Raw genomic sequence first — 23,582 nt, forward strand, 5'->3', positions numbered from 1 at the left:
CGCAGTTCGACCATGAAGCAGACCCCCACCGATCTGGAACAGATCACCTCTACCACCCTCGGCCACTACAACTCGGTGGCCGAGGATTTTCGTGAAGGCACCCGCGATCACGATGTCAGCCAGAACATCGACGCCCTGTTGCGGCACATCCAGGGTGAAGCGCCGTTTTCCATTCTCGATTTCGGCTGCGGGCCGGGGCGGGATTTGCAGACTTTCACCCGGATGGGACACGTCGCCGTTGGCCTCGACGGCGCGGAGAAATTCGCGCAGATGGCTCGGGAAGGCAGTGGCTGTGAGGTGTGGTGCCAGGACTTTCTGAAGCTGGATCTGCCGGCAGAACGCTTCGACGGGATCTTCGCCAATGCAGTGCTGTTTCATGTGCCGTTGCAGGAATTGCCCCGGGTCTTGAAACAGCTGCACGGGACATTGAAACCGGGCGGCGTGCTGTTCAGCTCCAATCCGCGCGGCGATAACCGTGAGGGCTGGAACGGGCCGCGTTATGGCTCGTACCACGATCTTGAAGCCTGGCGCGGGTTGCTGACCAATGCCGGGTTCGTCGAGCTGGAACATTACTACCGGCCGGCGGGGCTGCCGCGTGAGCAGCAGCCTTGGCTGGCGAGTGTCTGGCGCAAGGTTTGAGCATCAGGGCCTCGCCTCAACCTGAAAGTAAACTGGCGCTTGCTCGGGCGAGCGCACAGTGATGCTCCGTCCGGGCAATGTCTGCCCCTGTACTTCACGCCTCTGCACATCAAAATTGGCCAGCAATCGCGTGCCGTCTTCAAAGGATGTCTGCTGAACCAGCCGGTCCGCACTCAACCATTCGAAACCGGTGAGCGCCTGGTTTGCCAGACGTTCATGCAAAGGCCGGAAGAACGCATCCTGACGGGCAATCTGCGGTAATCGCTGCGCAAGCGTGTCGGCACTGAGGTGATACAGCGGCGCAACGTTGTAGAGCAACTGAGCGAGTTCGTTGTCCGCCCGTACATTGGTCAGTTTCAGGCTATCGAACAGCCAATGATGGGACGTGATGACCGAGCCATGGAACACGGCCTGATACAACGGCAGACGGCTGGCCGGATCAAAGTGAATACGCCGCAACGACTCTTTGATCGGCACAGGTTTGAAGAAAACCTCTGGCTGCTCCGGCGGATACCACTTGCCTGCAAAGTACTTCGACTTGGGGTTCTTGCTCATTTCGACATCACCCCAACCGATCACCGGCGTCTGCATGCCATGGGCGAACAACACGCCTTGTGCGGTCGTTGCGTTGCCATCCTCGGAGCCTGCGGGCAGTTTCAGCACTTCATTGATCCAGCGTGATGCGCCGATGTTGCCTTCGGCATTCTGTGCCTGGGTCATCGTTGCCCCGGAACGGTAGCTGTCGAACAGCATGCCCGTGGCATAGGCATCGAGAAACCAGCTGTTGAAACCGGCGGCGTTGCGAATCGCCGCGACACGTTGCTCAAGCAGCGGCCGCACGCAGCGAGGATCGGTGTAATGCCCTGACTGCTGGAAACCGCTTTTCAGCGCTCCGTCGATCTTCACGATTGCGCAATCGAGATTCGCCTTGTCCCCGAGGTGTGCCGTGGTCCAGTCAGGGTTTTCACTGCGGCTCAGCGCCGTCTCATAAGAGTCGTACGGCGCGATCAGATAACCCGCTGCCACGCCTGCCTTGATTGTCTCGGGGTGCCATAGGCCACCCTCCCAACCCTCACCCAGTCCCAACCACAAACGGGACAGCCCGGCGTTCTGTAATTGCTTGATCGTATCCAGCGACAAGGTGCTGCCCCAACGCTCAGGTTCAGGCATCAGCGCCTCACCGAGGCCGGTTGCCACTTGAACGCGAACATCAGCGTAACCGTTGACCAGAGCCTGCATATCCGGCACTGCACGGGCCTGCCAGGCCTCGCGAGCCAGGGTGTTCAGGGCGTGGTTGAGACCGCGCAAAAGCACTTTTTTCTGATAGCCGTTCAACTCCCTGCCAGTGGCAAGGATCTGCAACGCCTCACGATCCATTTCCCCTTTCAGCTCACTGGCCAGTGAGCCACCACCGCGCAGGGTTTCGAGCAGCACAGGCCAGCTGCGCACATCTTTGCGCCCCAGCAGGTCGTTGCCCCACAGGTACAGATGAGTGGCGCCCAACAGCCGCTTCGCCTCAGGTGTTTTCACGAATTTGCTGTTCAAGGTTTCATAGCGACCGTTATCGATCAGCCATTGCCGGTAGCGTTTGGCGCCGGCCAACGGATCGGCCGCCCCGAGGAACAGCGTAAACGTCAATGGAGCTGACGGATTGAGTGGCGTGAAGTGATGCCGCGCGGACAATGCCAAGGTCTTGTCTTCGGCGCTGAACAACAGCCGATTGTTAAAGGGATTGGTCATCAGCCAATGCAGGCTGAATCCATCCTGTTCAACGCCCCAGAGCGGCAGACTCAGATCCTGAGTGGTATTGAATTCGCCCTGACTCAAAAGGAATTCCTGCCACACCGGATCGCCACGCGGCACATAGTGCCCTTCGGCCAGGGGCCAGATCAGTCCCTTGCCCATCACGCTGGCGGGCTGACGAAGAAATTCCAGTTCCGCGGGTTCACGCGCCGTGATCGAGAAGGACAGATCACGTTGATCCAGGCTCGCGCTGAGGGTCCAGGCCCCGTCATCCCATTGCCAATCGATGCGATCATCACGCCTGATCAAGTGGCTGACCTTATGTGCGGCAACGCCCGCCGAGACCTGCACCGTCGCATCGTTTGCAGGCGTGACACGAACAGCCAGCGTTGCCGGGTCGAGCTGCACGTGCCACAGCGAGTTTTCCAATACCGTATCGGCCTGTGACAGGGACGAGAGGGATAAACCGGCAATCAGCAATAGCGCGCGCAGCCAGCGGGTAACGGTGAGCATCAGAAATCCCTTCTCCTGGAGGAGAAGGGACGGTAACCGAATACTCCGGTGCTGTAAGTCAGACACTTCGCAAAAATGTAACAAGCGCACTCAATCTGCCGATGGCGAAGCGTCCTTCTTCGGCTCGCGAATCTTGTACCAGGCCACGTACAGCGCCGGGAGAAACAACAGCGTCAGCAGGGTCGCAATCACGATCCCGCCGATCATCGCGTAGGCCATCGGCCCCCAGAATACTTCCCGGGCAATCGGGATCATGCCCATGCTCGCCGCGGCGGCGGTGAGCAGGATCGGGCGACGGCGGTGTTCGGTGGCTTCCACCACCGCATCCCACGGCGCATAACCTTTGCGCTCGAACTCGTCGATCTGGGTCACTAGGATCACCGAGTTACGGATGATGATGCCGATCAACGCCAGAATCCCGAGGATCGCCACGAAGCCCATCGGCGTGCCGGTCGGCACCAGCGCCAGCACCACGCCGATCAGCCCCAGCGGCGCGACACTGGCCACCAGAAACAGCTTCTGCACGCTGTGCAACTGGATCATCAGGAAGGTCGCCATCAGGAACAGCATCAGCGGCAACACCTTGGCAATCGGCCCCTGCGCCTTGCCACTCTCCTCGACCGTACCGCCGGTGGCGACTTTGTAGCCCACGGGTAGTTTGGCGGCGAAATCATCAATGGATGGCTTGAGGATTTTCACCAGATCGGTCGGCTGAATCTCGTCACGCACCGACGCCTTGATGGTGATAGTAGGCAAGCGGTCACGGCGCCACACCAGCGGCTGCTCCAGCTCATAACGAACCGTGGCGAAGGCCAGCAGTGGAATCGACGTGCCGTTGGGCGTGACGATCTGCAGGTTCTGCAGGGTTTCCGGCGTGCCGCGTTCCGAACTCACCGCGCGACCGACCACGTTGATCAGGTAGATGTCGTCGTTGACCTGGGTCAGCGGCGCGCCACTGACGATGCTGTTCATCAGATTCGCCACGTCTTCGGACGACAGCCCGAGCTGGCGTGCCTTGTCCTGGGCGATGTCGATACGCAGGACTTTGCCCGGCTCGTTCCAGTCGTAAATGATCTCGCCGATGTGCTCGTTCTTGTCCAGTTCAGTCGCCAGGTCGATGGCGTGTTTGCGCACCTGGTCGATGTCCTTGCCGCTGATCCGGTACTGGATCGGGCGCCCCACCGGCGGGCCCATTTCCAGCGCCTGCACGTAACTGCCGATGCCGACGAAGTCCTTGTGCAGCCGTTCGCGCAGGCGCTGACTCAGGGCCTCGCGGGCTTCGAAGTCTTTGCTGACGATCACCAGTTGCGCGTAGTACGGGTTCTGCAATTGTTGGTCGAGCGGCAGGTAGAAACGGATCGCACCCTGACCGATGTAGGTGCTCCAGCGCACGATGTCCGCGTCGCCCTTGAGCGTGGCCTCGAGTTTGTCGACAGCCTTGCGGGTCTCGTCGATCGAAGCGTTTTGCGGCAGGTTGAGGTCGACCAGGATTTCCGGTCGATCCGAGGACGGGAAAAACTGATTCTGCACGAAGCGCATGCAGAACACCGCCAGCACAAACAACAGCACGGTGATGCCGATGGCCCACCAGCGATTACGCATGCACCACAGCAAACCGCCGTTGAATGCGCGGCCAACACGCCCCGGTTCGGCTTCATGGGGTTTCACGTTGGTGCTGAGAATGTGCACGCCGATCACCGGGGCGAAGAACACCGCCACGATCCAGGACACGATCATCGCCACGGCAATCACCGCGAACAGCGTGTAGGTGTACTCGCCGGCAGAACTGGCGTTGAGACCGATGGGGACGAAACCGGCGACCGTCACCAGCGTACCGGTAAGCATCGGGAATGCGGTCGAGGTGTAGGCGAATGTCGCGGCCTCTTCCTTGCTTTCGCCCATTTCCAGGCGCGTGACCATCATTTCCACGGTGATCATCGCGTCGTCCACCAGCAGGCCGAGGGCAATGATCAGAGCGCCGAGGGAAATCCGCTGCATGGTGATGCCGCTGTATTCCATGAACACGAACACCATCGCCAGCACCAGCGGGATCGAGCACGCCACCACCAGCCCGGCGCGCACGCCAAGACTGATGAAGCTGACCACCAGCACGATCACCACCGCCTCGAACAAGGCACTGGTGAAGCCGCCGACGGCTTCCTCCACCACCACCGCCTGATCGGACACCGTGTGCACACCCACGCCAACCGGCAGATCTGCCGTCAGCTCATCGATGCGTTTATGCAGGGCCTTGCCGAACTCTTGTACGTTGCCGCCCTTCTGCATGGCAATCGCCAGACCGATCGCCGGCTTGCCGTCGAAGCGGAATTCCGGTGTGGCCGGGTCGACGTAACCACGGGTGATGTCGGCCACGTCAGCCAGGCGATAGAAGCGGTCGTTGAGTTTGAGATTGACCTCGGCCAGGTCTTTCTCCGAAGCGAACTGCCCCGAAGTCCGCACGGAAATCCGCTCGGGGCCGGCCTCGATGACACCGGCCGGGGTCACGGCGTTCTGCGATTGCAGGCTCTGCACCACCTGGCGCTGATCGATGCCCAGCGCCGCGAGTTTGCGGGTCGAGAAATTCAGATAGAGCACTTCGTCCTGCTGCCCGATCATCTCGATCTTGCCCAGCCCCGGCACATTGCGGATCTCGGCCCGCGCCTGTTCCACGTAATCGCGCAACTGGCGCATGGTCAGGCCGTCGGCGGTGAAGGCGTACACCGAGCCGAACACGTCACCGAATTCGTCGTTGAATCCTGGCCCCTGAATGCCTTGCGGAAACTGCCCGCGAATGTCGTTGATCTTCTTGCGCACCTGGTACCAGATTTCCGGAATGTCCTTGGCGCTGGTGGTGTCGCGCAGGTACACGTACACCGTCGATTCGCCGGGGCGCGTGTAGCTTTTCACGTAGTCGAGGGAATCGAGTTCTTCGAGTTTTTTCTCGATGCGGTCGGTGACCTGCTTGAGGGTTTCTTCCTGGGTCGCACCCGGCCATTTGGTCTGGATCACCATGGTCTTGATGGTGAACGACGGGTCTTCCTCGCGCCCCAGATTGAAGTAGGAGAACACCCCCATGAGCAATCCGACGAACATCAGATACCAGACGAAAGACTGATGCTTGAGGGCCCATTCGGAGAGATTGAAAGAGCCTTTCATTGACTGTCCTCGTCAAGTTTCACGGATTGTCCGGGTTTGAGACTGTTGACGCCGGCGCTGACCACACGCTCGCCGTTCTTCACGCCCCCTGCGAGCACCACGCTGCTGTCGGTGCGGCTGATGACGCTGACGTCGCGCGGGTTGACGGTCTTGCTTTGGGTGTCGATGACCCAGATTCGCGGTTTGCCATCGACCTCCTGCAACGCCGTGGCTGGCAATTCGATACGCGGCTTGATCGCCGAGCTGAGGGTGACGCTGATCGCGGTGCCGAGGCGGAAGCCGTCGGGCGTATTGGCCAGGGTCAGCCGTGCACGTCGGGTGCGCGTGGCACTTTGGGCCTGGGGTTCGATCTCGCGCAGGGTGGCCGTGGTGTTGATGCTCGGGTCGAGTTGCCCGGCCACCAGAAACACCACGTCGGACGGGATCTCATCGACCAGGGTGTCCGGCAGATCGATCACCGCTTCCTTGATGTCCGGTTGCGCCAGGGTCACCACTTGCTGGCCCGCCGTCACCACTTGCCCGGCCTCGGCGTTCCACGCGGTGACCACGGCTTTGTGATCGGAGCGCAGCTCGGTGTAGTCGAGTTGATCCTTGCTTTGATTGACCGCCGCCCGCGCCTGATCCAGCGAAGCCTGGGTGGTTTTCAGGTCCGTCATCGCAATGTCCAGTTGCGCCTGCGCACCCACGCCACGGTCGAACAGCGCTTGCTGACGGCGGGCATTGGCCTGGGCGTTGATCAGTTGTGCCTGAACCTTGGCCAGGTCGCCCTGGGCCGAACGCAGCTGGTTTTGCTGATCGGACGGATCGAGGGTGGCGAGTAGCGTGCCCTTCTGCACCTCGGTACCGACGTCGACGTTACGGCTGGCAATGCGCCCGCCGACGCGGAAACCGGTGTTGCTTTCATAGCGCGCCTGAATGCTGCCGGCGAAACGCCCGAGGTTTTCCTCGCTCAACGCTTCGACCTTGACCGACAACACCGGCCGTACCGGCTCCGGCGGTGGCTCGCTTTTCGAGCAGGCGGCCAGCAACACGCCAATGGATAACAGCCCCAGACGCTTCATGGCTGTGCTCCCGGTTGCAGATCCTTGTAGGTGTTTTCGGCAATTTCGACCTTCATGCCCGGATGCAGCAACTGCCCACCCGCAACAATGACTTTTTCCCCGCCCTTGAGGCCCTCGCTGATGATGACCTTGCCGATCAGGTAGCGGCTGACGGTGACGTTGTGCAACTGCGCTTCGCCTTTATCGTCGACCATCCACACCGCCGGATCGCTGATGTTCTTGGTCAGCGCCGACCACGGTAATTCAACGGCCGACTTGCCGGTGCCCTTGGCCGTGGCGCTCACAACCGATCCCAGTTGCATCCCCTGCGGCAGGCTGTCGAGGCTGACCTTGACCTGCACCGTTCCGGACTGCGCAGACACCGCCGGGGTGATTTCGCGCACGGTGCCGGTGGTCTTGATGGCGGGGTTGTCGAGCAGGCTGACGACGATCGAACGCTCCGCCGGCCGTTCGGCCAGCAGGGATTCGTAAACGTTGAATACGGCGTCGCGGTCGCCGTCCCGGGCCAGGCTGAATATCGGCGCTGTGGCCTGAACCACCTGACCGACTTCGGCCTGACGCTCGGTGATGACGCCCGGCGCATCGGCGATCAGCGAGGTGTAGCTCAATTGATCCTTGGCGTTGGCCAACTGCGCCTGGGCCGCGCTCAAGGCACTCTGGCTGCTGCGCAAGGCAGCCTGCGCGGAATCGTATTCGCTCTGGCTGGTGTAGCCCTTGGGCAACAGTTTCTGCTGGCGGACGAACGCGGCGGCGCTCTGCTTGACCCGTGCCTGCTCGGCCAGCACCTGGGCTTGGGCAGAATCGACGTTGGTCTGCAAATCCTTCGGATCGAGCTTGGCCAGCACTTGTTTGGCCGATACCCGGTCACCGACATCGACCATGCGCTGGATGATCTTGCCACCGACCCGGAACGACAGTTCGGTCTGCACGCGCGCCTGAACGTCGCCGGTGAGGGTCACGGCGGCGGCGTAATTGGCGGGGTTGACCTCCTGCACGAAGACCCGGGGCAGGTATTCGGCGGGGGCCTTTTTCTCGCCGCACGCGCTCAACAAAGCGAACAGACTCAGCATGACCGCTGTTTTCAATCCGGGACTCGCCATGCAGACTCCTTCCTGTGTACGAACGTGCAAGTGACGATACGACTGTGAGCTTAGAACAGGGTTCAACCTTCGTCCGGGCGATATATGCATTTCTGTGCAGCGAGTATCCTGACCCGGATTTCGGGGCACTCAAGAAGGATTTTCATGCTCAAGACCCTCGCGGTGGCCAATTACCGCTCGATCAATAAATTGGTAATCCCGCTGGGCCGTCTGAATCTGATCACCGGCCCAAACGGCAGCGGCAAGTCCAACCTGTACCGGGCGCTGCGATTGCTGGCGGAAACCGCTCAGGGCGGCGTAGTCAATGCGCTGGCCCGTGAGGGTGGTCTCGACTCGACATTCTGGGCCGGGCCGGAAACCATCAGTCGGCGCATGCGCAACGGCGAGGTGCCGATCCAGTCCACCGTGCGCCAGGGTGTGAAACGCCTGCGCCTGGGCTTTGCCGGGGAAGATTTCAGCTATTCGATCGCTCTGGGATTGCCGGAGCCAAGCCTCTCGTTCTTTTCCCTCGACCCGGAAATCAAAAAGGAATGCATCTGGGCCGGGCCGCTCTATCGTCCGGCCAGTCTGCTGGTGGATCGCGACGGGCCGATGATCCGCACCCGTGAGGGTCGCAGCTGGGACGTGCTGGCCCAGCACACGCCGAACTTCGACAGCCTGTTCGATCAGGCCGGCAGCCTGCGCACCTCGCCGGAAGTGTTCCAGATGCGCGAGTTCATCCGCCGCTGGCGCTTCTACGATCACTTTCGCAGTGACGCCGACGCCCCGGTGCGCCAGCCGCAACTGGGCACTCGCACGCCGGTGCTGCATCACGACGGGCGGGATCTGGCGGCCGCGTTGCAGACCATCCGCGAGATCGGCGATCCCGAGGCGCTGCAGGCGGCGATCAGCGATGCGTTTCCCGGTGCACGACTGAACATTGCGCCGCTGGCGGGCGGACGTTTTGCCATCGAGTTTTTTCAGGAAGGATTGCTGCGGCCGTTGTCGGCGGCGGAACTGTCGGATGGCACGTTGCGCTATCTGCTGCTGGTCGCCGCGCTGCTGACGCCACGCCCGCCGTCGCTGATGGTGCTGAACGAGCCGGAAACCAGCCTGCATCCGGATCTGCTGCCCGCGCTGGCGCGTTTGATCATCCGCGTGTCGGAGCAGTGTCAGGTGTGGGTGGTGTCCCATGCCCGGCGATTGATTTCGGCGTTGCAGGAAGACCCGGAATGCAATTGCATCGTGCTGGAAAAAACCCTCGGCCAGACCGGGATCGTCGGGCAGAGGGTTCTGGATGAGCCGGCGTGGAACTGGCCTGATTAGCCTCACACTCTCGATCCCACACCGTATCTGATCGTTCCCACGCTCTGCGTGGGAATGCCTCTGGGGACGCTCCGCGTCCAGTGACGCGGAGCGTCACGGGCTGCATTCCCACGCGGAGCGTGGGAACGATCAACCGCCGACCTGTCAGGCAATCAGCCCTGCCACTTCCCGCCTTCAACAATCACGCTCTCTGGCTTGGTGTCATCGCTCAGCTCTTTACGTACGTATTGGTCATACAGCTTGAGCAGGTATTTCTCTTCGCCCAGCTTGGCCAGCTCCGTATTCACCCAATCGCGCAGCTCAATGTTGCCCTTCTTCACCGCCGGCGCAATCGGCGCTTCGGCGCCAAGTTTTTCGTCCAGCACGCGGTAGCCCGGGTTCTGCTTGGCCCAGCTGAACAGCACCAGATTGTCCTGCGCGTAGGCATCGCCACGGCCGTTGGCCAGGGCTTGCAGGGACTCGGAGTTTTTCTCGAACTTCAGCAGTTTCCAGTCCGGGTGGTTTTTGGTCAGCCAGATATCGGCGGTGGTGCCGGTGGTGACGATGGTGGTGCGGGTCGCCAGGTCATCCAGCTTTTTCACTTCACTGCCCTGCGGCACCAGCGCCTGCACTGCGACCTTGAGGTTCGGGTTGGTGAATTCCACCGCTTCCTTGCGCTCCGGGGTCACGGTCATGTTGGCGAGGATCAGGTCGACCTTGTCGCTTTGCAGGAACGGAATGCGGCTCGCCGGTTCCACGGCCACGAACTCGACCTTGTTTTCATCGCCCAGCAGATCCTTGGCGAATTGACGGCCGATGTCGGTATCGAAGCCGACGTAGCGCCCCGCTTCGTTGACGAAACCGAACGGCGGCTTGTCGGTGAAAACGCCGACGATCAGTTTGTCGCGGGCCTTGATCTTGTCCAGGTAACCGGCCGGCGCGGTGCTTTCGCTGGCGACTTTCGGCTTGGCCGGTTCTTCGGTCTTGTTGCAGCCGGCCAGCAGCGCGAGGCTGATCAGCGGTAAAGCAAATAGGGCTTTGGCAGTTTTCATGGCAGTTCCAGTTCCTTGGTTTGAGACGTTGTGGGCGAAGTCGTTGAAGTCAGCGCTTCGACGTAGGAGAACTTCTCCAGGAACTGCTGCGCGCGTGCGGTTTGCGGGTTCGTAAAGAAAAGCTCGGGCGGGTTCTGTTCAAGGATGCGCCCGGCATCCATGAACACGATGCGATCGGCCACCGCGCGGGCGAAGGCCATTTCATGGGTGACGATCAACAGGGTCATGCCTTCGCGGGCCAGGCCCTGAATCACCTCCAGCACTTCCTTGACCATCTCCGGATCAAGGGCGGCGGTGACTTCGTCGAAGAGCATGACCCGCGGGTTCATGCACAACGAACGGACGATGGCGATGCGTTGCTGCTGGCCACCGGAGAGCTGGCGCGGGAAGGCGTCGCGCTTGTCCGACAGGCCCACGCGTTCAAGCAACGCTTCGGCTTGCTCCTGTGCTTCGCGGCGTTCGCGTTTCTGCACCTTGAGCGGGCCGAGCAGCAAGTTGTCGAGCACGCTCATGTGCGGAAACAAGTGATAACTCTGGAACACCATGCCGATCTGCTGGCGCACTTCGCGCCAGTCGGTGGCCTTGTCCAGCAATTCGCGACCGGCGAATTTCAAGTGGCCGCTGTGGGCGGTTTCCAGACCATTGAGGCAACGCAGCAGGGTGCTTTTGCCGCAGCCGCTGGGGCCGAGGATGACGATGACTTCGCCGGACTTCACTTGCAGGTCGATGCCCTTGAGCACCTGCTGTTCGCCGAAGAATTTGTTGAAGCCCTGAAACTCGATCAATGCGCTCATGCTTGCGTCCAGCGCCGCTCCAGCACGCGCGAGGCGGCCGACAGCGGGTAGCAGATGAAAAAGAAAAACAGAAACAGCGCGCCGTAGATCAGCACCGATTCGTAGGTGCGCTCGATGATCTGCTGGCCGACCTTGATCACATCGACGACGCCGATCAGCACCGCCAGCGAACTGGTCTTGATGATCCGCGTGTAGACGTTGATGGTCGGGGGCGTCATGCGTTTCAGCGCCTGGGGCAACAGTACGTATCCGTAGAGCTGCGCCGCGTTCAGGCCGATCGACAGCCCCGCCTCACGCTGCCCGCGCGGCAACGAATGCAGCGCACCGCGCGCCACTTCGCCGACCTCGCTGGCGCCCCACAGCGACAGCACCAGCACCGCGCACCAGAAGCTCAGCAGGCTCAGGCCGAAGAAAATCGGCAGGCCGAAAAACAGCAGGTACAACCAGACCAGCACCGGGATCGCCCGGAACAGTTCCAGATAGATTCGCAGCAGCGCGTTCAGCCACGTCACGTTGAGCGTGCGCAGCACGCCGTAGAGCACGCCGCCGACGGTGCTGATGGCGATGCTGAGGAACGAGATCGACAGGGTTTGCCCGGCGCCTTTTGCCAGTTGCGGCAACGACACCCAGAGCAGTTCAAGACCCGAACTGGCCATGCTGGAGCCTCCTTTCCAGACGACTCAACAGCAGCGACAGCGGCAGGAACAGCAGCACGCAGATCAGCGTCAGCACGGCGAGCATTTCGTAGGTTTTGTAGTAGAGCGCGATGTAGCTCTTGGTGGTGTAGAGAATCTCCGGCACCGCCACGGCCGAGACCACGGTGGTTTCCTTGAGCAGGAAAATGAAGTTGGCGAACAGCGACGGCAGGCTGAGGATCCCCGCTTGCGGCAGGATCACGTAACGCAGCAACTGGCCGTGGGACAGGCCGATTGAGCGGCCCGATTCAAGCTGCGCCTGAGGCACCGCATCGACACCGGCGCGCAGTACTTCGGTGAGGTAGGCGCCGCCGAGGAACGTCATGGTGATGATCGCCGCAGTGAAACCGGAAACCTTGATCCCCAGCGCCGGCAGCGCGAAGTAGACGAAGAACAACTGGATCAGCAGCGGCGTGTTGCGCGCCAGCTCCACATACAGCCCGACCAGTTTTTGCAGGTAAGGCGTGCGGAACACCAGAATCGTTGCATTGAGCAGCGCCACCAGCAGCGAGGTGCCAATGGCGATCAAACCGACCTGCAGCGTCACGCCCACGGCTTTGAGAAACGCCGGCAGGGTGCTGAGGATAAATGCGTAATCGAAGGTCATGAAACATCCTGACGCCGCTCGGTAAGCGACGGTGGTGCAGTCCATGGACAGCGGGTAACTGTCCGGCAGGCACCGACTTTAAAGGTATAAGAAAAAGAATTTAAATACCGTTAAAGCATATTGATATCACGCAAAAAACTATCCTGCGGGTTTGCCCCGACAGAATAAGAAGGCTATTTTTCCTTTCGCTGTAGGACGGATCTTTTTTTCGTAAAAGCCCTCCAAGGACGAACAGCTTTTGGCCAGACTCCCCCGGCCAACCCCATAACAAGGAAGAGAACATGGACGTAAAAGTGCCGCAGCGACTGGACCCGCAGGATTTCATGAAATGGCTGGTGGCTTTGCGCAGGGCGCTGAAAACCAGCGCTGCCTGAGTTATCCACACCAAGAAAAAACGCCGATGACCATCACTGGCCATCGGCGTTTTTTCAACCTTGAAGGGGGTTGCTGTTGCGTCGGATCAGAACGCCGGCAGTACCGCGCCGTTGTACTTCTTCTCGATGAACGCTTTGACTTCAGGGCTGGTCAGGGCAGCGGCCAGTTTCTTGATGGCGTCGCTGTTCTTGTTGTCTTCACGGGCAACCAGGAAGTTCACGTAAGGCGAATCAGCACCTTCGATCACCAGGGCGTCCTTGGTCGGGTTCAACTTGGCTTCCAGCGCGTAGTTGGTGTTGATCATGTCCAGATCGACTTCTTTCAGAACACGCGGCAGCAGGGCCGACTCCAGTTCCTTGAACTTGAAGTTGTGCGGGTTCTTGGCGATGTCTTTCGGCGTGGCCAGGGCGTTCTTCGGATCTTTCAGCTCGATCAGGCCGGCCTTCTGCAGCAGGATCAGTGCGCGACCGCTGTTGCTGCCTTCGTTCGGAATGGCGATGGTGGCGCCGTCCGGCAGTTCGGCCAGGGTCTTGTACTTGCTCGAGTAGCCACCGAACGGTTCAACGTGAACGCCTTGCACGGTCACCAGGTACTTGGCTTTGTCGTCCTTGTATTTGCCCTGGTTGAAGCTGTTCAGGTACGGCAGGGTCTGGAAGTAGTTGGCGTCCAGACGCTTTTCGCCAACCTGTACGTTCGGCTGAACGTAGTCGGTGAAGACCTTGATTTCCAGATCCACGCCTTCTTTGGCGAGGGTCGGCTTGATCAGTTCGAGGATCTCGGCGTGCGGTACCGGCGTCGCAGCAACCACCAGTTTCTCGCCGGCCTGGGCCAGGGAAGCAGTCAGAGCAGCCGCCAATGCGGTAAACAACAGAACCTTTTTCATGCAGTGTCCTTATCGAAAATCGGTCGTCATCGACGACGGCATTAATACGTGTGCCAGCGATGTGCTACTGCTGGCGTGAAGCGGACAATACCGGGATTTTTTATTCCCGGACAATAACGTTTATTCAGCTTCATATTCCATTTTGTTCATGTTGAATAAAATGGTTACAACGCCTCGCTCAGGCTCAACAGCAATTCTTTCAATGCCTTACGTTCGTCGACGGTGCCGTTGAGGCTCACGCTCGCCACTTGACGCTCGATCTGAACCTGCGGCCCAGACACCTCGGGCAGGTTCAAGTGTTCCGGCAGGATTTCGTCGCCGGTACTCACCAGCAGCGCAAAATGAATGACGTTTTCCAGCTCCCGGGTGTTGCCCGGCCAGCTGTGTTGTTCGAGCACCTGCTGCGCCGCTTCGCTGATCAGCGGCACCGGCAGATCCAGGCGCTGGCTGTAGATGCCGAGGAAGTACTCGGCCAACGACAGAATGTCGCCAACCCGCGCGCGCAATGCCGGCAGTTCCAGATGCCCTTCGCTGAGATAGTGATAAAGCCGCTCGTGGAACTTCCCCGCTGCTACTGCTTGGGCCAGATCGATGCTGGTCGCAGCGACCAGCCGCACGTCCACCGGGCTCGGTTGATGCGCACCGACGCGGGTGACTTCGTGGTTTTCCAGGGCGGAAAGCAATTTGATCTGGATCGGCAGCGGCAGGTCGCCGATCTCGTCCAGGTACAAGGTGCCGCCGTTGGCCGAGCCGAACCAGCCGGCGCGACTGCTGGCCGAACCGCTGTAGCTGCCGGCGGCGTAGCCGAACAACTCCGCATCGGCGTAGGTAGGGCTGATCGCCCCGCAATTGACCGAGACAAACAACCCGCTGCGATCACTGGCGCGGTGGATGTGGCGGGCGAGCAATTCCTTGCCGGTGCCGGTCTCGCCGCGAATCAACACCGAGATCGAGCGCGGTGCGAGCTGGGCCATTTCTTCGCGCAACTGGCGCGAGCGCGGATCGACGAACACCAGCGCCTTGGCGCGAATGCTCAGAGGACTTTTTTCCGCATCGGGAAAGGTCAGCAACGGCTGGCCGAAGGTTTCAAAACTCATGGCAGACTCCCGCCCCAAATCGCCGGGAGACGGGGGCGTTGAAAAAATAAAAGTGGTCAGGCACGGCGCCGGGCGTGGTGTTCCATGCGGTTTTGCAGGCGATACAGATAAGCGAATCCCTGCTCCCAGCGTTGATGCCCGGACTTCACGTTGATATGGCCGGCGCCTGCGAGAATCCCCGCCTCGGCGCCCCAGTTGCGCGCCAGTTCCAGCGCACGCGGCGCACTGACGGCGGCGTCGTTGTCGGAGCTGACGACCTGGCTCGGGAACGGCAGCAGATCGGTCGGGATCGGTGCGAAATTGCGCAGCGCCGGCACGCAGGCCGGACGCTCGACATCCGCTGGCGCAACCAGCAGCGCCCCGCGTACCTGACGCAAATGATGCAGCGGCGCGGTGGCCGCCCAGTGCGCCACGGTGATGCAGCCGAGGCTGTGAGCGATGAGAATCACCGGTGAGCTGTCGGCGGCAATCGCCTCGGCCAGCGCCGCGACCCAGTCTTCACGACGCGGCGTCAGCCAGTCGGCCTGCTCCACCCGCGCGCTGTTGGGCAGGCTGTTCTGCCAGTGGGTTTGCCAATGATCTTCTGGCGATCCTTGCCAGCCCGGCACAATCAGATAACGGATTGATTCGTTGCGCATGGGGGAGCTCTCCTGCGTCGTGTCTGTTCCTGAACGAGTATAGGGACGGGATTTATATTCGTTAAGGAATAAGAAGCTATTTATTAAGACCTGAAAAGAATATTAAGCATTGGGCAAAAAAAGGGGCCGCACCCTGCCAAGGAGACGGCCCCGGAAAAACGTGAAACCCTTATCGGGCAGTGATCACCGACAGCCTGGTGATGCCCGCCCGCTCAATCGAAGCCATGGCTCGCGCCACTTCGCCGTAATTCACCCCGTCGTCGGCCTGCAATTGCACGCGCACTTCCGGGTCCTTGGCCTTGGCCGACTTGAGGTTGAACTCCAGCAGATCCGGCTGGATTTCGTCCTTGTTGATAAACAGTTTTCCAGCACCGTCGATGCTCACCACCAACGGGTCTTTCTGCTCGACCGGCGCCACCGCTTCGGTCTTCGGCAGGTTGATCGGTATCGCGTTGGTCAAAAGCGGCGCGGTGACGATGAACACCACCAGCAGCACCAGCATCACGTCCACCAGCGGCGTCACGTTGATCTCGCTCAGCACCTCGTCGCTGTCTTGCGTGGAGAAGGCCATATCAGGACGCCTCCTTCACTTTTGTTGCGTTGCCCTGGGCCGCTGCCTTGTGCGCGGTAGGGTGGATCAGCACGCGGAACGCGCTCTTTTGCGCCAGGCTGTAGAAGTCGTGGGCAAAGTCGTCCAGGTCCGCTGCCGTCAGTTTCAGACGACGCAAAAAGTAGTTGTAAACCAGCACCGCCGGCACCGCGACCGCGATCCCCACACCGGTGGCGACCAGCGCCGCACCGATGGGCCCCGCGACCGTTTCCAGGCTCGCCGAGCCCGCCGCGCTGATGCCTTTCAACGCTTCCATGATTCCCCACACCGTGCCGAACAGACCAATGAACGGCGAGGTGCTGCCAATACTCGCGACCACCGCCAGACCGGTTTCCAGCGAACGACGCTCGCGGACGATCTGCTGGCGCAAGGCACGTTCGAGGCGATCCTGATGATTGATCGCCTGGCTCAGGTCATTGGCCTGCGGCGCCTCGCCCACTTGTATCGCCGCATAACCGGCCTGTGCCACCCGCGCTGCCGCGCCGGGCTGGGTTTCGCTCAACTCGGCAGCGGAGTCCAGACTCGACGCCGCCCAGAAGCGCTTGTGAAATTTGCGGTCCTGCGCCTTCAACCGGCCGAACTGCAGCGCCTTGAGCAATGCCAGGCCCCAAGTGGCGACAGAGAAGACCACCAGCAGCCAGATCACCGCGCTTTCGATGGATTCCAGTGGAGATGCCAGTAACGTCATGATGTGTTCCCTCGTGTAAACGTTTAGCGCGAAATTGGTTTCGGTTTAATGAATCTTGAAATCGATGGGTACGCTGACCCAGCCGTCCTGGGCGACATCACCCTGCTTGGCCGGCACGAAGCTCCAGCGCTTCACGGCATCCAGCGCCGCGTCGTCGAGCTGTTGCCGGCCACTGCTTTTCTGAATCTGGATCTCACCCGGTTTGCCGCTGGCCAACACGTGCACCCGCAGCAACACCGTGCCTTCCCAACCGCGACGCTGGGCCAGCGACGGATACTCCGGCGCCGGGTTCTTCAGGTACGCGGCGTTGGCCGAGGCCGGCGTCACCGGAGCAGGCGCCGGTGGTGCAGGTGGCGCTGGCGCGGCGACCGGAGCGGCCGGTTGTGGTGGAGCCGGTGGTTGCTCGACCGCTTTTGGCGCCGGTTTCGGTACGGGTTTGGCGACCGGTTTCGGTTTGGGAACCGGCTTCGGTTTCGGTGGCGGCTTGGTTGCCAGTTCGTCTTCCACCGGCGGCGGAGGCTCGACCACCGGTGCCGGTGGCGGCGGTACAACCACAGGTGGTGCCGGTGGCGCCGGGCGCGAAAACTCGATGGTCATCGGTGGAATTTCCGGCGGCACGATCGGCAGCGCCGGTGTCGGATGCTGGTTGATCCAGTAGATCACCGCGCCATGCACCACCAGCGCCAGAACGCCGAGCAGAATCGTTTCGCGGCGGCTCAGAATGCCCTTGGGCGCGCGCTGCAAACGCAGCTGCCCCAACGGCACGCGATGGGGCAGGCCGAGATCGACCAACTCGCCGCTCGGCGCCTGGCGCCACAGCACCTCCTGTGCACTGGCGGCGGTCTGGACATTGCCCATTGATTTACTCCCTGCGGTCTCTTTGCGTTTTTTCGCGTAGCCGATTCGCCGCTTGTTGAATCCCCCACGGCGTGATCGATGGGTCAATCATTGGGCTAGACACTTATCTCCGAAAGTAATCTTTCATGTTATGAATAGACGTTTATGGAATATATGAAACGGTCATTTCCGCCAAAGCCACGGCCCGCAAGGCTTCCAGCGATTTGCCGGAATCGACATGCTTTCCCGGCATAAAAAGTATTCATCCAAGGCATCGGGTTATCGATGACCCGGGATTCAGTGACAACTAATACCAAGTTGATAGTTGACGAAATTTTTAAAGGACAAACAAAAAGGCCGATGCATGTTTAATGCATCGGCCTTCGATTTACGGAATTTATTATTGCTTCACAAACTCCCCGGCCAGACCGACTACATCACCGTCAAAGTTGGTACGCGAACCCACCGCGCGAACTTTCGAGTAGTTGTGATCCGGCGAGAACAGCGTCCAGGACTGATAGCCAGTGCCGTCATTCAGAGCCGCGAAAGTAATGATCGTAGGCTGCCCGGTGCTGTTCTGGAAGTGATAGTGACCGTACGCGATGTCGTAGTTCACGCCGTTCTGGCTGAACTTGCCGCTGAAGGTGCCGTTGGAGTCGTTGCCATCGGTGATCGTCAGTTTGGCGCCAGCGTTAGCGTTTACATAGTTGCCATTAATGCTCGACATAACGAGATTTCCTTTATCGTTGGATAAGTGTCTTCCGATGAGAGCAAGTTTCCTCCTGGAAACTCACGACACTCAGGATGGTTGGACATTCATTTATTGTCCACGCGACTTCTCAACGAAATTGCTATATGCACTATTCATGTCGCTCATAACTTATTTCGATTCGGAAGACTCTTAATAACTAACGACTGGCATTGGTTTGTTGCACACCAATGGCCGGCGCAATCACTGCCGTCTCCGAACGCGGCGTACCTGCCGGCACCCAGTCATAACTCACAGGAAGGGCCCGATAGACCCAGTTGCTGATCGCGTCGCTGCCCGGCGCCTTGCCCAGATAAGGGCTGACGTATTCCCAGACGTTTTCACCGCTGGCTGTCACCTGGAAGAACCGCCCGTTCATGCCTTCATCGATCAGCGTATTGCCGTTGGGCAAGCGCCGCGCGCTGCTGATGAACGAGCTGTAGAACGCCCACCCCGGCTGCTTCGAATTGGCCGCGCTGTACTGCCAGACGATTTCATTTTTCACCGGGTCGATCTCCAGCACCCGCGAACCGGAAATCAGCCCCAGCGTGACGTTCGGGTAACCCGCCGAACCCTGGTTGTCGAACACCAGCAGATTGCCCGCGCCGGGCAGTCCGGCCGGGATGATGTGCGCGTCATGCTGACCGACGAACTGGTCCACCGGGCGCGGGATTTTCTGCGCGGTTTTCGGATTGGCCAGCGGCAGATTCGGCCCCAGGCTCCAGACCACCTTGCCGCTGTGTTTGTCGATGATCGCGATGAAGTTCGCGTTGCGCGAATCGATCAGCAGGTTGTCCGGATTGAAGCGCTTGTCGCCGGCATCGAACCACTTGTTCGGCCCGACCAGGCTGAGGTTGTTGATGTGCAGGTAATCCGGATTTTCACTGGCGCGCACCAGCTTCAACTGCTCGGCGGTGAAGCCGAATTCGTTCAAGTGATCTGACGCCAGCCACTGCCATTTCACCTCGCCGGCGGGGCTGACTTCATAGATCGCATCGTCGATCACCTCGGGCACTTTGAAGCCTTTGACCTTGTGCACCTTGTTCGCCAGCACCACGGTGTTGCCGTTGCTCAGGCGACGCTGATCGTGATGCTGTTGTGCCGCGCCACCGGGCGCCTTGTCGCCCCACTGCCAGACGACTTTGCCGTTCCAGTCCAGCTCGCCGACGCTCTGATTGCCGAGGCCGTTGCCGGCGGAGCCGAGCTTGCCCGGATCCTTTTCGCTCAGTTGCAGCAACACATGGCCGCGCTCGCCGCCCACCAGTTGCGGGTCGATGATCGCCGACGGGAAACCCGACTGCGGCCAGTTCTTGACCTCGTTGCCGTTCATGTCGATCAGGTGCGTCTGCTTGTCGGCACCGCTGAAGATCACATATTGATTGAAGGCCTTGGCCGGGTCGTAACGAGTGACGCCGGTGGGGTAGACGCTGGGTGCGGCGAGCGCCCCGGCACTGAGCACTGCGCCGGACAACAACACCGGTAAAGCGGTTTTGATGCGCAACATGATGCAGCTCCTTGAAGGATCGATCAGAAGTCGTAGCGACCGGTGACGCCGAGGGTGCGCGGCGTACCGAGCAGGCCTTCATAGCCGCCGTTGCCGCCGGTCCACAGGGTCGTGTAGTAGGTTTTGTCGAAGGCGTTTTTCAGCCACAGCGAGACGTCCCACTGACCCTGATTGAAATCGCCGCGCAGGCCGGTGGAGAGATTAACCACCGCGTAACTCGGGATCTGGCCGTAGTCGGAATCTTCGACCGTGCCCACCGCTTTCGAGCGGAACGCATAGCTGCCGGTGACGTAAGGTTGCAGACCGTTATCCAGAGTCCATTCGTATTTGCCGTTGGCGTTGCCGATCCATTTCGAGGCGCCGACCACCTGATGGCCACTGAGGTCGCAAGAGGCCGGAGCACCCGGCGCCAGGCTGACTTCCGGCGGGCACGGCGCGTCCTTGTACGAGAGATAGCTGACGTCGTTGTAGGAGCCGTTGAAGTTCAGGGTCAGGCCACGCAACGGGATTACCGTCGTTTCGAACTCGACCCCACGCGAGCGCACTGAACCGGCGTTGGTCAGGTATTGCACACGGTTGACGTCGTCGTAGGCGTTGGTCTGGTAAGCGTTGACCTGAGTCCAGAACACGTTGGCGTTGAGCTGCAAACGCCGATCCCATAGCGTGCTCTTGAAGCCAAGTTCGGCGTTGTTGGCCCGCTCGGTGCCGATCAGCAGCGAGTCGGCGCCAGCGGTGGGGGCCGAGTCGACCACAAGGTTGACCCCGCCGGATTTTTCGCCGTGAGACAAGGTGGCGTAGCCGAGCAGATCATCGGTGAAGCGATAGCTGAGGTTGAGCAATCCGGACGGGCTGGAGCTGTACTGATTCAGGTCGCCGGAATCGTAGGCGCCGGTCCGACCGCGTCGCGCGGTGGCTGCGGCACCCGTGACAGCGGCGCCACCGACCGGCGCATCACGATTGACCCAGGCGTTCTTCTCTTCATAGGTGCCACGCACCCCGGCGGTGAAATCCAGACGCGGGGTCAGGTGCCAGGTGCCTTGGGCGAACAGCGCGAAGCTGTCGGTCTTGATATGGCCACGGCCTACGCTGTTGACGTTGGCCAGCGCGCCCCGTGGCGTGCCGTTCCAGATGTCCGCCTGCGGGCCGTAATAGGCGAAGGATTTGTTGTCCAGGTCCGATCCGAAATAGTAGGCGCCGAGGACGTAATCGAAGAACTCGCCCTTGGGCGAGGCGAGGCGAAATTCCTGGGAATACTGTTTGTCCTCCACCGACACCCCGGCGTTGTAGGTGGCCGGCACGTTGAGGCCATCGTCGTTGCGCGGGGTGAAATTCCAGAAGCGGTAAGAGCTGACCGAGGTCAGGGTGAAGTCGCTCGGCAGGGTCCAGTTGGCCTCCACCGACGTGCCACCCTGATGCACGGTGACGTGCTGGTCGTTGTCCAGATTGACCTTGCGGTGCGAGCCGTTGACCAGCGTCGCACCGGCAGCGGCGGCGCGGGCCGAGTAGAGATTGACGCCGTTGATGGTCGGCCCGGTGTTGTACAGCACGCGGGTGCCGGCGCTGGAATCCTCTTCGTTGTAATCACCGATCCAGCGCAGGTTGAAATTCTCGTTGGGCTTGAACAGCAGCTGCGCACGGAAGCCGTCGCGGGATCCGCCGTTCAGATCATGGCCATTGAATTCGTTCTTGATGTCGCCGTCGCTGCGGGTGCGATAGGCCGACAAACGCCCGGCCAGCACATCGTTGAGCGGCCCGGAAATCGTGCCCTTGGTCTGGAAATAACCGTCCTCGCCGACCGAGGTTTCGATGCTGCGTTCCGGGGTGAAACTCGGCGCGCGAGTGCTGATGTTGATCACCCCGGCGGTGGTGTTCTTGCCGAATAAAGTCCCCTGCGGCCCGCGCAGGACTTCGAGCTGTTCGATGTCCATCAGGTCGAACACCGCCATCCCCGGGCGACCCAGATAAACGTTGTCGATGTACAGGCCGACGCTGCCTTCCAGACCGTCGCTGGCCGGGTTGTTGCCCAGGCCCCGGATCGACACGCTGGACTGGCGCGCATGCATGTAGGCGACGTTGACGCTGGGCACCAGTTGCTGCAGATCCTGAATCCGGTAGACCCGTTGCGTCTCCAGAGTCTGGCCGCTGACCACACTCATTGGCGTCGGCACGTCCTGAGAACTTTCTTCGCGACGACGGGTGGTGACGGTCACGGTTTCCAGTTGCGAAGTGGCGGTCGCGCTTTTGCCTGCCGGTGCCGCAACAGGGGTTTCCGTTTCCGCAGCGTAGCCGTGGGTCCAGCTGGCACTCCCCGCCAGCAACAGGGCCAGAGGCAGACGTTTGAGCCGTCGTGGCGGCGGCGGTGAAGCGAGGTTCAACGGACTCATGGGGCTGCTCCTGGTCAAAAAACACGCAGACATCTTCCGTGCCGCATATTCTTTTAAGTTATTTATTTATGTTTTTACAAAGATTTACTGCATAAGAGATTGCCTTTATAAGGAGTCGACCTAATGCATATCCAATGCATTTCCCGGATATTTTTTATGTGAAAAATGCATATCGACTTGCGCCAACTCAGACACTTCATCGCCCTCGCCGAACAACGCAGCTTCGTCGCCGGCGCGCAGGCGGTGAACCTGTCGCAGTCGGCGTTCAGCCGCAGCATTCAGGCGCTGGAGCACAGCGTCGGTTGTCAGTTGGTGGATCGCGGGCGCAAGGAATTGCCGCCGACCAAACAGGGCCAGGTGCTGCTTGAACACGCGCGGCGACTGGTCAGCGGTGCGCAGCAGATGGCCAACGAGATCAGCCAGTTCAACGGACTGGAGGCGGGGGAATTACGCTTCGGTTGCGGCCCGGCGCCGGCGGCAGGATTGATCCCCCGAGCGATCGGCAGCTTCATCGGCCGCTACCCGAAAGCGCGGGTGCATTACCAGGTTGATGACTGGCAAAGCCTGAGCAAAAGACTCCTTAGCGAGGAGTTCGAATTCTTCGTCGCCGACACTCGGCACTTCGAGGCAGATCCGGATTATCTGACCCACCGGTTGCGACCGCGCAAATGGCATTTCTGCTGTCGCGCCGGGCATCCGCTGGCCGCATCGGATCGGGTCACGGCCGAGCAATTGATGAGTTATCCACTGGCCGTCAGCATTCGCCCGCCGAATCTACGCAAGGTCATCGTCGACCTCAGTGGTCGCCCGGATTTCGTTCCGAATGTGGAGTGCGAGAACAGCGCCAGCCTGCTCGGCGTGGTGCTGCGCTCCGATGCGATCGGCATCGTCGGTGCCTATTCGGATGCGCTGCATCAGGCCCGGGGTGAGCTGCTGTGCTTGAAGGTCGAAGGGTTGGCGGACGATCTGGAGGAGCTTTACACCCGTTATGGAATCGTCAGCCGCGCCGGGTATCGGCTGTCACCGTTGGCCGAGGCGATGATCGAGCAGATCAAGGCGATTGATGCGGTGGAAGAAGAGGTGTGTTCACTGGCGAACCTCGCCGTCTGAGCCCATGCGTTTCATGCATGGCAAGCATTCCCCGAATGCACTTGCCGAACACCCTCGCCGAAAG

At 60.6% G+C, this 23,582-nt stretch carries 20 protein-coding genes; 3 read left to right on the forward strand and 17 right to left on the reverse strand.

Features of this window, described 5'->3' with window-relative positions; genetic code table 11:
- Nucleotides 1–12: 12 nt before the first annotated feature.
- Complete coding sequence (locus AC1Q9F_RS24115; RefSeq protein ID WP_492621109.1) at nt 13–639, forward strand: class I SAM-dependent methyltransferase; 627 nt, start codon at nt 13–15, stop codon at nt 637–639.
- 3 nt (nt 640–642) lie between these two features.
- Here the strand turns inward: AC1Q9F_RS24115 and AC1Q9F_RS24120 are convergent, their stop codons facing one another.
- The 4 genes from AC1Q9F_RS24120 to AC1Q9F_RS24135 form a co-directional block, all read right to left on the reverse strand.
- On the reverse strand, nt 643–2,895 hold the full coding sequence (locus tag AC1Q9F_RS24120) for a glycoside hydrolase (protein WP_492621108.1): 2,253 nt from the start codon (nt 2,893–2,895) through the stop codon (nt 643–645).
- Between the two features lie 90 nt (nt 2,896–2,985).
- Nucleotides 2,986–6,051, reverse strand: coding sequence for an efflux RND transporter permease subunit (locus AC1Q9F_RS24125; RefSeq protein WP_492621107.1), 3,066 nt, complete (start codon nt 6,049–6,051; stop codon nt 2,986–2,988).
- A complete protein-coding gene (locus tag AC1Q9F_RS24130) occupies nt 6,048–7,112 on the reverse strand; it encodes an efflux RND transporter periplasmic adaptor subunit (protein ID WP_492621106.1) in 1,065 nt (354 codons plus the stop codon). The genes AC1Q9F_RS24125 and AC1Q9F_RS24130 overlap by 4 nt, the downstream gene beginning before the upstream one ends.
- Nucleotides 7,109–8,212: an efflux RND transporter periplasmic adaptor subunit gene (locus AC1Q9F_RS24135; RefSeq protein WP_115076155.1), complete on the reverse strand. Its 1,104-nt coding sequence runs from the start codon at nt 8,210–8,212 to the stop codon at nt 7,109–7,111. The genes AC1Q9F_RS24130 and AC1Q9F_RS24135 overlap by 4 nt, the downstream gene beginning before the upstream one ends.
- Before the next feature lie 144 nt (nt 8,213–8,356).
- Here AC1Q9F_RS24135 and AC1Q9F_RS24140 point away from each other — a divergent pair, with 144 nt between their 5' ends.
- Nucleotides 8,357–9,517: an AAA family ATPase gene (locus AC1Q9F_RS24140; protein ID WP_492621105.1), complete on the forward strand. Its 1,161-nt coding sequence runs from the start codon at nt 8,357–8,359 to the stop codon at nt 9,515–9,517.
- 152 nt (nt 9,518–9,669) lie between these two features.
- Here AC1Q9F_RS24140 and AC1Q9F_RS24145 read toward each other — a convergent pair whose 3' ends face one another.
- The 13 genes from AC1Q9F_RS24145 to AC1Q9F_RS24205 form a co-directional block, all read right to left on the reverse strand.
- A complete protein-coding gene (locus AC1Q9F_RS24145) occupies nt 9,670–10,548 on the reverse strand; it encodes a transporter substrate-binding domain-containing protein (RefSeq protein ID WP_007952765.1) in 879 nt (292 codons plus the stop codon).
- Nucleotides 10,545–11,342, reverse strand: coding sequence for an amino acid ABC transporter ATP-binding protein (locus tag AC1Q9F_RS24150; RefSeq protein ID WP_207984688.1), 798 nt, complete (start codon nt 11,340–11,342; stop codon nt 10,545–10,547). Before AC1Q9F_RS24150 ends, AC1Q9F_RS24145 begins: the two co-directional genes overlap by 4 nt.
- Nucleotides 11,339–11,998: an amino acid ABC transporter permease gene (locus AC1Q9F_RS24155; RefSeq protein WP_492621104.1), complete on the reverse strand. Its 660-nt coding sequence runs from the start codon at nt 11,996–11,998 to the stop codon at nt 11,339–11,341. The genes AC1Q9F_RS24150 and AC1Q9F_RS24155 overlap by 4 nt, the downstream gene beginning before the upstream one ends.
- Nucleotides 11,979–12,644, reverse strand: a complete 666-nt coding sequence (locus AC1Q9F_RS24160) for an amino acid ABC transporter permease (RefSeq protein ID WP_007918712.1) — start codon at nt 12,642–12,644, stop codon at nt 11,979–11,981. Before AC1Q9F_RS24160 ends, AC1Q9F_RS24155 begins: the two co-directional genes overlap by 20 nt.
- Nucleotides 12,645–13,104: 460 nt before the next feature.
- Complete coding sequence (locus AC1Q9F_RS24165) at nt 13,105–13,902, reverse strand: MetQ/NlpA family ABC transporter substrate-binding protein (RefSeq protein WP_007952772.1); 798 nt, start codon at nt 13,900–13,902, stop codon at nt 13,105–13,107.
- Nucleotides 13,903–14,066: 164 nt separating this feature from the next.
- Complete coding sequence (locus AC1Q9F_RS24170) at nt 14,067–14,999, reverse strand: sigma 54-interacting transcriptional regulator (protein ID WP_039764514.1); 933 nt, start codon at nt 14,997–14,999, stop codon at nt 14,067–14,069.
- Between the two features lie 56 nt (nt 15,000–15,055).
- Nucleotides 15,056–15,637: an alpha/beta hydrolase gene (locus AC1Q9F_RS24175; protein ID WP_007952774.1), complete on the reverse strand. Its 582-nt coding sequence runs from the start codon at nt 15,635–15,637 to the stop codon at nt 15,056–15,058.
- Between the two features lie 169 nt (nt 15,638–15,806).
- Nucleotides 15,807–16,208 (reverse strand): ExbD/TolR family protein, encoded by a 402-nt coding sequence (locus AC1Q9F_RS24180; RefSeq protein WP_085702758.1) that lies wholly within the window; start codon nt 16,206–16,208, stop codon nt 15,807–15,809.
- Between the two features lies 1 nt (nt 16,209).
- Nucleotides 16,210–16,935: a MotA/TolQ/ExbB proton channel family protein gene (locus AC1Q9F_RS24185; RefSeq protein WP_085608585.1), complete on the reverse strand. Its 726-nt coding sequence runs from the start codon at nt 16,933–16,935 to the stop codon at nt 16,210–16,212.
- A gap of 45 nt (nt 16,936–16,980) precedes the next feature.
- Nucleotides 16,981–17,793, reverse strand: coding sequence for an energy transducer TonB (locus AC1Q9F_RS24190; RefSeq protein ID WP_492621103.1), 813 nt, complete (start codon nt 17,791–17,793; stop codon nt 16,981–16,983).
- A gap of 379 nt (nt 17,794–18,172) precedes the next feature.
- Complete coding sequence (locus AC1Q9F_RS24195) at nt 18,173–18,499, reverse strand: hypothetical protein (protein WP_007952780.1); 327 nt, start codon at nt 18,497–18,499, stop codon at nt 18,173–18,175.
- Between the two features lie 181 nt (nt 18,500–18,680).
- Nucleotides 18,681–20,024: an aryl-sulfate sulfotransferase gene (locus AC1Q9F_RS24200; RefSeq protein ID WP_492621102.1), complete on the reverse strand. Its 1,344-nt coding sequence runs from the start codon at nt 20,022–20,024 to the stop codon at nt 18,681–18,683.
- 23 nt (nt 20,025–20,047) lie between these two features.
- Nucleotides 20,048–22,408 (reverse strand): TonB-dependent receptor, encoded by a 2,361-nt coding sequence (locus AC1Q9F_RS24205; RefSeq protein WP_492621101.1) that lies wholly within the window; start codon nt 22,406–22,408, stop codon nt 20,048–20,050.
- Nucleotides 22,409–22,573: 165 nt separating this feature from the next.
- On the opposite strand from AC1Q9F_RS24205, the gene AC1Q9F_RS24210 reads away from it, so the two are divergent.
- A complete protein-coding gene (locus tag AC1Q9F_RS24210) occupies nt 22,574–23,518 on the forward strand; it encodes a LysR family transcriptional regulator (RefSeq protein WP_492621100.1) in 945 nt (314 codons plus the stop codon).
- Nucleotides 23,519–23,582 lie beyond the last annotated feature (64 nt).

It is taken from the genome of Pseudomonas sp. GW823-FHT04A03, from assembly GCF_058796615.1.

Excerpts from the sequence above, each read along its gene's own strand:
- AC1Q9F_RS24115 (WP_492621109.1), top strand. The coding sequence starts at position 13 with ATGAAGCAGACCCCCACCGATCTGGAACAGATCACCTCTACCACCCTC.
- AC1Q9F_RS24120 (WP_492621108.1), bottom strand. The coding sequence starts at position 2,895 with ATGCTCACCGTTACCCGCTGGCTGCGCGCGCTATTGCTGATTGCCGGT.
- AC1Q9F_RS24125 (WP_492621107.1), bottom strand. The coding sequence starts at position 6,051 with ATGAAAGGCTCTTTCAATCTCTCCGAATGGGCCCTCAAGCATCAGTCT.
- AC1Q9F_RS24130 (WP_492621106.1), bottom strand. The coding sequence starts at position 7,112 with ATGAAGCGTCTGGGGCTGTTATCCATTGGCGTGTTGCTGGCCGCCTGC.
- AC1Q9F_RS24135 (WP_115076155.1), bottom strand. The coding sequence starts at position 8,212 with ATGGCGAGTCCCGGATTGAAAACAGCGGTCATGCTGAGTCTGTTCGCT.
- AC1Q9F_RS24140 (WP_492621105.1), top strand. The coding sequence starts at position 8,357 with ATGCTCAAGACCCTCGCGGTGGCCAATTACCGCTCGATCAATAAATTG.
- AC1Q9F_RS24145 (WP_007952765.1), bottom strand. The coding sequence starts at position 10,548 with ATGAAAACTGCCAAAGCCCTATTTGCTTTACCGCTGATCAGCCTCGCG.
- AC1Q9F_RS24150 (WP_207984688.1), bottom strand. The coding sequence starts at position 11,342 with ATGAGCGCATTGATCGAGTTTCAGGGCTTCAACAAATTCTTCGGCGAA.
- AC1Q9F_RS24155 (WP_492621104.1), bottom strand. The coding sequence starts at position 11,998 with ATGGCCAGTTCGGGTCTTGAACTGCTCTGGGTGTCGTTGCCGCAACTG.
- AC1Q9F_RS24160 (WP_007918712.1), bottom strand. The coding sequence starts at position 12,644 with ATGACCTTCGATTACGCATTTATCCTCAGCACCCTGCCGGCGTTTCTC.
- AC1Q9F_RS24165 (WP_007952772.1), bottom strand. The coding sequence starts at position 13,902 with ATGAAAAAGGTTCTGTTGTTTACCGCATTGGCGGCTGCTCTGACTGCT.
- AC1Q9F_RS24170 (WP_039764514.1), bottom strand. The coding sequence starts at position 14,999 with ATGAGTTTTGAAACCTTCGGCCAGCCGTTGCTGACCTTTCCCGATGCG.
- AC1Q9F_RS24175 (WP_007952774.1), bottom strand. The coding sequence starts at position 15,637 with ATGCGCAACGAATCAATCCGTTATCTGATTGTGCCGGGCTGGCAAGGA.
- AC1Q9F_RS24180 (WP_085702758.1), bottom strand. The coding sequence starts at position 16,208 with ATGGCCTTCTCCACGCAAGACAGCGACGAGGTGCTGAGCGAGATCAAC.
- AC1Q9F_RS24185 (WP_085608585.1), bottom strand. The coding sequence starts at position 16,935 with ATGACGTTACTGGCATCTCCACTGGAATCCATCGAAAGCGCGGTGATC.
- AC1Q9F_RS24190 (WP_492621103.1), bottom strand. The coding sequence starts at position 17,793 with ATGGGCAATGTCCAGACCGCCGCCAGTGCACAGGAGGTGCTGTGGCGC.
- AC1Q9F_RS24195 (WP_007952780.1), bottom strand. The coding sequence starts at position 18,499 with ATGTCGAGCATTAATGGCAACTATGTAAACGCTAACGCTGGCGCCAAA.
- AC1Q9F_RS24200 (WP_492621102.1), bottom strand. The coding sequence starts at position 20,024 with ATGTTGCGCATCAAAACCGCTTTACCGGTGTTGTTGTCCGGCGCAGTG.
- AC1Q9F_RS24205 (WP_492621101.1), bottom strand. The coding sequence starts at position 22,408 with ATGAGTCCGTTGAACCTCGCTTCACCGCCGCCGCCACGACGGCTCAAA.
- AC1Q9F_RS24210 (WP_492621100.1), top strand. The coding sequence starts at position 22,574 with ATGCATATCGACTTGCGCCAACTCAGACACTTCATCGCCCTCGCCGAA.